Annotated in this window: 7 protein-coding genes and 1 pseudogene; 5 read left to right on the plus strand and 3 right to left on the minus strand. The window is 63.9% G+C overall.

Features of this window, described 5'->3' with window-relative positions; all coding sequences use genetic code 11:
• The first annotated feature begins 16 nt into the window (after positions 1–16).
• The 3 genes from NCS67_RS30900 (at position 17) to NCS67_RS30910 (ending at position 3,840) form a co-directional block, all read left to right on the plus strand.
• Positions 17–1,681, plus strand: a complete 1,665-nt coding sequence (locus NCS67_RS30900) for an outer membrane protein assembly factor BamB family protein (protein WP_008345774.1) — start codon at positions 17–19, stop codon at positions 1,679–1,681.
• Between the two features lie 12 nt (positions 1,682–1,693).
• Complete coding sequence (locus NCS67_RS30905) at positions 1,694–3,367, plus strand: hypothetical protein (RefSeq protein WP_250437842.1); 1,674 nt, start codon at positions 1,694–1,696, stop codon at positions 3,365–3,367.
• A gap of 101 nt (positions 3,368–3,468) precedes the next feature.
• Entirely contained in the window at positions 3,469–3,840 is a 372-nt protein-coding gene (locus NCS67_RS30910; protein ID WP_008345771.1) for an RcnB family protein, read from the plus strand.
• An 18-nt stretch (positions 3,841–3,858) separates the two neighbouring features.
• Here the strand turns inward: NCS67_RS30910 and NCS67_RS30915 are convergent, their stop codons facing one another.
• Together NCS67_RS30915 and NCS67_RS30920 are read right to left on the minus strand one after the other, a co-directional pair.
• A complete protein-coding gene (locus NCS67_RS30915) occupies positions 3,859–4,266 on the minus strand; it encodes a DUF2000 domain-containing protein (protein ID WP_008345769.1) in 408 nt (135 codons plus the stop codon).
• Between the two features lie 44 nt (positions 4,267–4,310).
• Entirely contained in the window at positions 4,311–5,168 is an 858-nt protein-coding gene (locus tag NCS67_RS30920) for an AraC family transcriptional regulator (protein ID WP_008345768.1), read from the minus strand.
• 98 nt (positions 5,169–5,266) lie between these two features.
• Here NCS67_RS30920 and NCS67_RS30925 point away from each other — a divergent pair, with 98 nt between their 5' ends.
• The gene (locus NCS67_RS30925; protein WP_250437843.1) at positions 5,267–6,775 is read left to right on the plus strand and encodes an MDR family MFS transporter; all 1,509 of its coding nucleotides are present in this window, start codon (positions 5,267–5,269) and stop codon (positions 6,773–6,775) included.
• A gap of 9 nt (positions 6,776–6,784) precedes the next feature.
• Here the strand turns inward: NCS67_RS30925 and NCS67_RS30930 are convergent, their stop codons facing one another.
• Entirely contained in the window at positions 6,785–7,912 is a 1,128-nt protein-coding gene (locus NCS67_RS30930) for an aminotransferase class V-fold PLP-dependent enzyme (protein WP_250437844.1), read from the minus strand.
• A 198-nt stretch (positions 7,913–8,110) separates the two neighbouring features.
• On the opposite strand from NCS67_RS30930, the pseudogene NCS67_RS30935 reads away from it, so the two are divergent.
• Positions 8,111–8,293 (plus strand): annotated as a pseudogene (locus NCS67_RS30935) (hypothetical protein); the annotation flags it as partial.

Genomic DNA, 8,293 nt, shown 5'->3' on the forward strand with positions numbered 1-8,293 from the left:
GAGAAGGAGAATGCAAATGAATGCGCGTTTTTCCGCTTATGCCGCCGCACTCGGCGCCGTGCTGATCGCGGCAATCATCGCCGCGTGCAGTGGCGGCGACTCCGGCGGCGATGCGACATCGGCCGCGGCGAGCCGGGCCGCGTCGAGCGTGGCGAAGGCAACGTCGCCCAGCAACGCGATGGACGTCGTCACCTGGCACAACGACATCGCCCGCACCGGACAGCAACTCGCCGAAACGACCCTCACGCTCGCGAACGTCAACCAGAACACGTTCGGCAAGGTGGCTTTCTATTCCGTCGATGGCGCCGTCGACGCGCAGCCGCTCTTTCTCGCGAACGTTCCGATCGGGGGCGCCACGCACAACGTCGTGTACGTCGCGACCGAGAACGGAAGCGTCTACGCGTTCGATGCCGACAGCGGCGCGACGCTTTGGAGAGTCTCGACGCTCGGCAGCGGCGAGAATCCGAGCGACGATCACAAGTGCCATCAGATCACGCCGACGATCGGTGTGACGGCGACGCCCGTCATCGATCGCGGGCGCGGACCGAACGGCGCGATGTATGTCGTCGGCATGTCGAAGGACGCGTCGGGCGGCTATCACCAGCGCATCCACGCGCTCGATATCACGACGGGCGCCGAGCTCTTCAACGGTCCGACCGAAATCCGCGCGACCTATCCGGGCAACGGCGCGGGCAGCCAGAACGGCACGCTGACGTTCGATCCGGGTCAGTACGCCGAGCGCGCGGCGTTGCTGCAGTTGAACGGCGTCATCTATACCGCGTGGACATCGCATTGCGATTTCATGCCGTACACCGGCTGGGTGATCGGCTACGACGCCAACACGCTGCAGCAGGCGAGCGTGCTGAACGTCACGCCGAACGGCCAGATGGGCTCGATCTGGATGAGCGGCGCGGGCCCTGCGTCGGACGGCGAATCGATCTATTTCCTCGATGCCAACGGCACCTTCGACCCGACGCAGAACGAGCACGAGATGCCGATCAACGGCAACTTCGGCAACGGCTTCCTGCGGCTGAATCTCGGGCCGTTGAGAGTGCAGGACTACTTCCAGCCGTCGAACACGGTGCAGCAATCGAACGAGGACGAAGACCTCGGTTCCGGCGGCGCGATGGTCTTGCCCGATTTCACCGATGCGAACGGCAAGGTCTGGCGTCTCGCGGTCGGCGCGGGCAAGAACTCGACGATCTATGTCGTCAACCGCTGGTCGATGGGCAAGTTCGATTCGAACGCGGATCACATCTATCAGGAGCTCGTCGGCCAGATACGCGGACCGATGTTCGGCGCGCCCGCGTACTTCAACGGCAGGGTCTATTTCGGCTCGGTCGGCGACAACATCAAGGCGTTCACGGTAACGAACGCCGCGCTGTCGCGCACGCCGTCGAGTCAGACGCTGAACTCGTTCGGCTTCCCGGGCGCGACGCCGAGCATTTCGGCGAACGGCACGTCGAACGCGATTCTGTGGGCGGCGGAGAACGGGTCGATCGGCGTGCTGCGCGCCTACGACGCGACCAATCTCAATCATCAGCTCTACAGCAGCGTCGATGCGGGCGCGCGCGACCAGTTCGGTGCGGGCAACAAGTTCATCACGCCGATGATCGCGAACGGCAAGGTGTATGTGGGCGCGAAGAATGGCGTCGCCGTGTTCGGATTGCGGTCGCAATAGCGCTGTCTGCCTATGACCGAACACGTCACGCACAGGATCGAGGCGAAGGAGAAAGCCACCGGGTTGCTCTTCGCAGTTGCGTACGCGGTACTTTCGTTGACGGCGATCGCGCTGGCCGGCCCATACGGATGGGACGACGGCGCCATCACCGTCGCGTATGCACAGACGCTCGGGCGGCACGGATTGTTTGCGTTGACCCCGGTGTCGCCGTTGGGCGAAGGTACGTCGACGGTGCTCATGACGGCGATGCTCGCGATCGGGCATTGGCTGTTCCATCCGGGCTTTCTCGAAGCGATCAGGGCGGCGCAACTGCTTTCGTTCATCGCGCTCAGCGCTACGCTGGTGCTGATGTGGCGCGCGCTTCAACCGTCATTGCCGAGCCCGACGCATCGGCTCATCGTCGTGTCCTTGCTCGGGCTGCTTCCGATGTGTCAGGCCGAGATCGTCAACGGCATGGAGATGACGGTCTTCGCGTTGCTGCTGCTCGCGTTCGTGCTCTACTGGCGCGCGCAATCGACGCTCGCGTATGCACTCGTGCCGCTTCTGATGCTGACTCGCTTCGAAGCGGTGTTCTATCTGGGTTTCGCGCTGGGCTGGATGGTCGTGTTTTGCCCGCAGGAACGCTCGCGCGCGTTTCGAATGTGCGTGTGCCTGATGCTTTGTTTTCTGCTGATGACGCTCTGGCGATATTGGGTCTTCGGCGTATTGTTGCCGAACACCATTCTGGCCAAGCTTCACGCGCCATACAGCAAGAAGGGCTGGGACGGCTTACTGGAGAAGCTGCGCGGCCTCAAGGATTTTCTCTTCGTGAACGCCGCGCTGCTGGCTGGCATCGTCCTGAGCTGGAAGGGCGGTCAGGCGCGCCGTCTCGATCCGATGCCGCTGCTTCTGATAGTGGCCTTCGGCGTGTTCGCACTGATATCGGGAAGAAACTGGGGCTATACCGGCCGGATGTTCGTGGCGGTGCTGCCGATCCTCGTGCTATCGCTCGCGGAACGTTTCGCGAACATGCGTCGGCCGCGCGTCTTGCGCTGGCTCTTGCTGTGCCTTGCCGGGACCTTCGTGTTCAACGCCAAGGTGCTGCGCGAAAACGTCGACACGATGATCGTCGGCGCGGCGATGCGCGGCGCGCTGCCGGCTTCGATGGATGCAATGGGAAGCGCGGTTCGCAAAAGGGTGTGGAATCAATCGCCCGGCGACTGGCGAGGCGTAACGCCACAGAACTTCGCGATGACCGGCGCGTCGGTCGATCGCTTGCGCGAGCATCTCGGGCAGCCGACGCTCAAGTTCCTGACGCCGGACGTCGGCGGCACGGCATTGTGCTGCGAACGCCTGAACATCCTGGATCTGGGGCTGCTGACGAATCCATCGCTGACGCGTCAGGGGTATGCGAAGCTGGGCGACTATATAAGCACGGAACGTCCCGAAGTCATCGAAACGCATGGCGTATGGAGCAGGGACAGCGACATCTACTCGCTTGCCGCGTTCAAGGCGGATTACAGGCCCGCCATATACGACGGGTCGCTGTTCTGGCTGCGTGACGACGTTCTTCAACGTCTGATCGCGCGCGGCATGTCCGCCGATCTCGTCTCGCCTCGCGCGCTGCCGGATACGCGCTATCTGGGCGACGAGTGGGACGTTGAAAATCTGATGCGCTTTCCCGCCGTGACGGTGCTCGGTCGATGAACGATTCACACGCGCCGAAGCGACCTGCGGTAAGGAAACGAAAGGCATCGCATTGAATCAATGAGCGCGCCATCGCTCTCATTGGTTTTATGGAGATGCCTATGAACAGACTTGCGATTGCTTCCCTTCTTTGTGTCATCACCTTTGGACAGACGGCCGCGTTCGCTCAACCGGCCGGACCGGATGCAGGCCCGGATCATCGACAACAGGAAGGGCCCGGCAAGCCGCGAAACGCCGGACCCGAAGCACGCGGACACGACGATGCGCGCCGTCCGGTGCCGCATCAGGACTGGCATTCGGGCGACCGTCTGCCGGATTCGTATCGTGGATCGCGTTACGTCGTGAAGGACTGGCGCGCGCATGACCTGCACGCTCCGCCCTCGGGTTATCAGTGGGTGCAGGTGAACGGCGACTTCGTGTTGGCGGCGATCGCCACGGGCGTCATTTCGAGCATCATCGTGTCGTCGCATTGACCGACAAGGCGGCTCGAATCAGCCGTGCAAGGCCAGTCCCTTTACCGCCTTGTCGACGGCCTTTTTGGCGCCGTGCAGCGCGAGGCCGACGAGATCGAGATTCGCCGCGTCCTCGGCACGAAATGCCTCGCGATTCGCGGCATCGTGCCCGGTGGAAAACATCGCGTGAACATACGGCACGATTCTGAGTTCGCGCGTGATCGCCTGTCGATGCGCGGCTTGCAGGCCGGACAGATCGGCGGCGAACACGAGCATCGGCTGGCCCAGCATGCGGCCGTAGCGATGTCCGGCGGCGTCCTCGTAAGGCTCGCCGAGCGCTTCGGGCACCGCGGCCGCGACGCCGGTCGCGAGAAAGGCGACGACATTGAGCTTTTGCCAGACGGGCAGATCATCGCGCACGATGAGCGCCACTTTGGTGTCGAACATGAAGGTTCCTCCTTGGAACATTCATGTTGCGCGATTCGCGGCGTTCAGTCTGGAACGTTTGTGCACATCCGCCGATACGCGGCCGGTGTCATCCGGTACGCGCGATGAAACCAGCGGCCGAGGTGGCTCTGATCCGAGAATCCGACGATCGCGGCAACCTGCGCAGGCCGATGACCGGCCGCCAGCAAGCGACGCGCGGCGCGCAGGCGCAAGCGCACCAGATACGCGTGCGGCGACGTGCCGAACGCGCGCTTGAAGAGGCGCGTCAGGCGGAACCGGTCGATGCCCGCAACGGTCGCGAGCTCATCGAGTCCGATGTTGCCGTCCATCTGTTCATGCAGGAGATCGCGCGCGCGAAGGGCGGCGAGCGGCGCGGTGACGCCGCCGATCGACGGCGCGTCGCGCAACTGGCCGCTGAGTTGCGTCAGCAGGCGATCGAACGCCTGATCGCGCGCGAGCCTGCCTTCGTCGTGATAGATGGCGTGGAACGCCGTGCGGATGACGTCGACGAGCCGGCGATCGTCGACGAGCGTTCGACTGAAAGCCGCCTCGACGCTGCGCAGGCCCGGAAGATTCAGTTCGTGCGCCGCGCGTTCGACCCATGCTTGCGGCAGGTACAGCATCGCGTAGGTGAAGCCGCCGGCTTCCGGCGCATGACCGTCGTGCAGCGCGCCGGGTTCGATCAATATCGCGCGGCCCGGCACGCTCGTATGCAAAGACCGATGACACTGAAAGCGCTGCACGCCTTGTTCCGTGTAGCCGATCAGCATGTCGTCGTGATCGTGCGGGTCGTAGGCGTGACCGCTGAAATGCGCGCGCAGCCCTTCGATACCCGTCTCCGGATCGCGCCGCGCGGCGAGCCAGTGATCGGCGTGCTCGTTGAATACGGTTGCGGTTGTCATCGCTCGCTCCGGCGCTGCTTAACCAAGGAATGTTATCCGAAAGGGCACGCATCCTGCTGCGCGCGTAGTGCGTTCTTCCATCCAATTTTCGCTACACGATGTCCACAGAAACAATCGACGTTGCCGTTTCACCGATCCCGTTAAACCAGCGCCGGCGCGTGTTCGCGGGCCTCATTCTCGCGATGATCCTCGCGGCGCTCGACCAGAGCATCGTGGCGACCGCGCTGCCGGTCATCGCGGGCGAACTCGGCGGCCTGAACCATCTTACGTGGGTCGTCACCGCGTTCATGCTGACGTCGACGGTCAGCGCGCCGCTCTACGGCAAGCTCTCCGACATGTACGGACGCAAGCCGTTCTTCGCGCTCAGCATCGGCATTTTTCTCGTGGCTTCGGCGCTGTGCGGCGCGGCGCGATCGATGAACGCGCTCATTCTGTTTCGCGCGCTGCAAGGATTCGGCGCCGGCGGGCTGATGACGATGTCGCAGACGCTCGTCGGCAGCATCGTGCCGATGCGCGAGCGCGGGCGCTATCAGGGCCTCTTCACCGGCGCGTTCGCGGTGAGCAGCGTCGCGGGGCCGTTGCTGGGCGGCTTCATCACGAGTCACGCGTCATGGCGATGGGTGTTCTACATCAATCCGCCGATCGGCGCGCTGTCGCTCGCGCTCGTGATGATGTCGCTGCCGAAGGTCGAGCGCGGCGGCGAGCACGCCGTCGATTACGCGGGCGCGGTGCTGGTCTGCATCGGGACATCGGCGCTGTTGCTGGTGTTCAATTCGGCGTCCGCGTCGTTCATGTCGGGCATGCGCTCGCCGTTGTCGTGCGTGCTTGCGCTCGCGTGCTTCGTCGCCCTGTTCTTCGTCGAGCGGCGCGCGCGGGAACCGATCATCGATCTGAAGCTCTTCGGCAACGTGCCTTACGCGACCTGCGTGGCGGCTTCCGGCATCATGGCCTTCGCGATGATGGGCTCGCTCGTCTTCATGCCGCTCTATTTCCAGCTCGTATTGGGCGAGACGCCCGAGCAGTCCGGCGCGATGATGCTGCCGCAAGTCGCGATGATGCTCGTCACGTCCGTGACCGGCGGACGTTTTTCCGTCGGCAGCATGCGGCGTATCGCGACGCTCCTGTCGATCGGCGTCTTTCTCGAATGTCTCGGTCTCGCCTCGCTCGCCTTGCTGGCGCATATCGGCGCGAGCGTGCCGCTCTTTCTCTGCGCGATGGCGGTGCTCGGCGCGGGCATGGGCATCGGCATGCCGAACGCGACGGTCATCGTGCAGAGCTCGGTGCCCGAGCGCGTGCTCGGCGCCGCCACCGCGACGATGGGATTCGTGCGCTCGCTGGGAGCGTCGCTGGGCGTGGCGTTGTCCGGCGGCATCATGACCTTCGTGCTCAAGCGCGAGATGAGCGGGCTGCCTGCGTCCCTCGATACGCAGGCGCTGCTGGATCACGGTATCGCCGCGATCGCGCAGATGAGCGCGGCGCAGCAGGCGCAGATCGTCGCGGTCTATCGCGGCGCGATCGGTGCGAGCCTGATCGCGGGCGGCATCGTCATGTTCATCGGCTTCCTGCTGGTGCTGAATCTCACGCGGCGCGCCCTGCCGCAACGCTAGCCGCGCGCGTTACAGAATGCTGTTCAGCGCCTTCGCGAATCGGGCCTCCGTGCCTTCGATGTCGTGAAGCTTGTCCAGCCCGAACAAGCCGATGCGGAAGGTCTTGAAATCTGCCGGCTCGTCGCATTGAAGCGGAACGCCCGCCGCGATCTGCACGCCGGCATCGGCGAATTTCTTGCCGGTGCGGATGCCGTCATCGTCCGTGTAGCAGACCACGACGCCCGGCGCTTCGAAACCTTCGGCCGCCACGCTCTTGAAGCCCTTGTCGGCCAAGAGCGAGCGGATGCGCTTGCCCAGCTCGAATTGCTCCGCTTGCACTTTGTCGAAGCCGTATGCCTCGGTTTCCTTCATGACATCGCGCAGTGTCGTGAGACTGTCCGTGGGCATCGTGGCGTGATACGCGAAGCCGTTGTTCTCGTAGGCTTCCATGATTTGCAGCCATTTGCGAAGGTCGCAGGCGAAGCTCGTGCTCGTCGTCGCGTCGATTCTTTCGCGGGCGAGCGGGCTCAACATGACGAGTCCGCAACACGGCGACGCGCTCCATCCCTTTTGCGGCGCGCTGATGAGCACATCGACGCCGCTCGCTTCCATGTCGACCCAGACGGTGCCCGAGGCGATGCAGTCCAGCACGAACATGCCGCCCACGGCGTGAGCCGCATCGGCCACGGCGCGCAGATACGAATCGGGCAGGATGATTCCGGCTGCGGTTTCGACGTGCGGCGCGAAGACGAGATCGGGCTTGTTCTGCTTGATCGCGGCGACGACTTCTTCGATCGGCGGCGGCGCAAATGCGGCCTGCCTGCCTTCCGCGACCGGGCGCGCCTTCAGCACGGTCGATTCGGACGGAATGCCGCCGATGTCGAAAATCTGCGACCAGCGGTAGCTGAACCAGCCATTGCGGATGACGAGGCACTTCTTGTTCGTCGCGAACTGCCGGGCGACCGCTTCCATGCCGAACGTCCCGCTGCCGGGAACGACCGCGACGGCCTTGGCGTTGTAGACCTTCTTCAGGGTGTTGGAGATGTCGCGCATGACGCCCTGAAAGCGCTGCGACATATGGTTGATCGATCGGTCGGTGAAGACGACCGAGTATTCGAGAAGTCCATCTCGATCGACGTCAGGGAGTAACGCGGGCACGCTGGCCTCCTGTAGCGGACGATTCGACGAATCGGAATTAGATTCTAACGTCGCCATCGACGAGGCGTCGGCTGCGGCCGCGCAATGTCGGCAATCGGACTTTGTTACAAGTCTTACCGCCGACGTGCGGCAGTTTTACCGAAGGTTTTCGTAAGCCGCGGTTATACTCGGCCCGTCTCAAAAACAATCATCCGAACTATGTCAAAGCGAATCATTCGACTCGTTGCAATCGCAGCGCTCACGGCTGCTGCGTCGGTTTCGGCGATGGCCGGCGACATGAACAATGCGCTCGGCGGCGCGCTCGGCGGCGTAGCCGGCGCGGCGCTGGGCGGCGCGGTGGGCGGCAGCACGGGCGCGGTGCTCGGCGGGGCGGTAGGTGGC

This window comes from Caballeronia sp. ATUFL_F2_KS9A, assembly GCF_023630765.1.
GTDB classification, from domain to species: domain Bacteria; phylum Pseudomonadota; class Gammaproteobacteria; order Burkholderiales; family Burkholderiaceae; genus Caballeronia; species Caballeronia zhejiangensis.

What these genes read in the sequence shown, in the direction of transcription:
- NCS67_RS30900 (WP_008345774.1), top strand. Translation starts at nt 17, where the DNA reads ATGAATGCGCGTTTTTCCGCTTATGCCGCCGCACTCGGCGCCGTGCTG.
- NCS67_RS30905 (WP_250437842.1), top strand. Translation starts at nt 1,694, where the DNA reads ATGACCGAACACGTCACGCACAGGATCGAGGCGAAGGAGAAAGCCACC.
- NCS67_RS30910 (WP_008345771.1), top strand. Translation starts at nt 3,469, where the DNA reads ATGAACAGACTTGCGATTGCTTCCCTTCTTTGTGTCATCACCTTTGGA.
- NCS67_RS30915 (WP_008345769.1), bottom strand. Translation starts at nt 4,266, where the DNA reads ATGTTCGACACCAAAGTGGCGCTCATCGTGCGCGATGATCTGCCCGTC.
- NCS67_RS30920 (WP_008345768.1), bottom strand. Translation starts at nt 5,168, where the DNA reads ATGACAACCGCAACCGTATTCAACGAGCACGCCGATCACTGGCTCGCC.
- NCS67_RS30925 (WP_250437843.1), top strand. Translation starts at nt 5,267, where the DNA reads ATGTCCACAGAAACAATCGACGTTGCCGTTTCACCGATCCCGTTAAAC.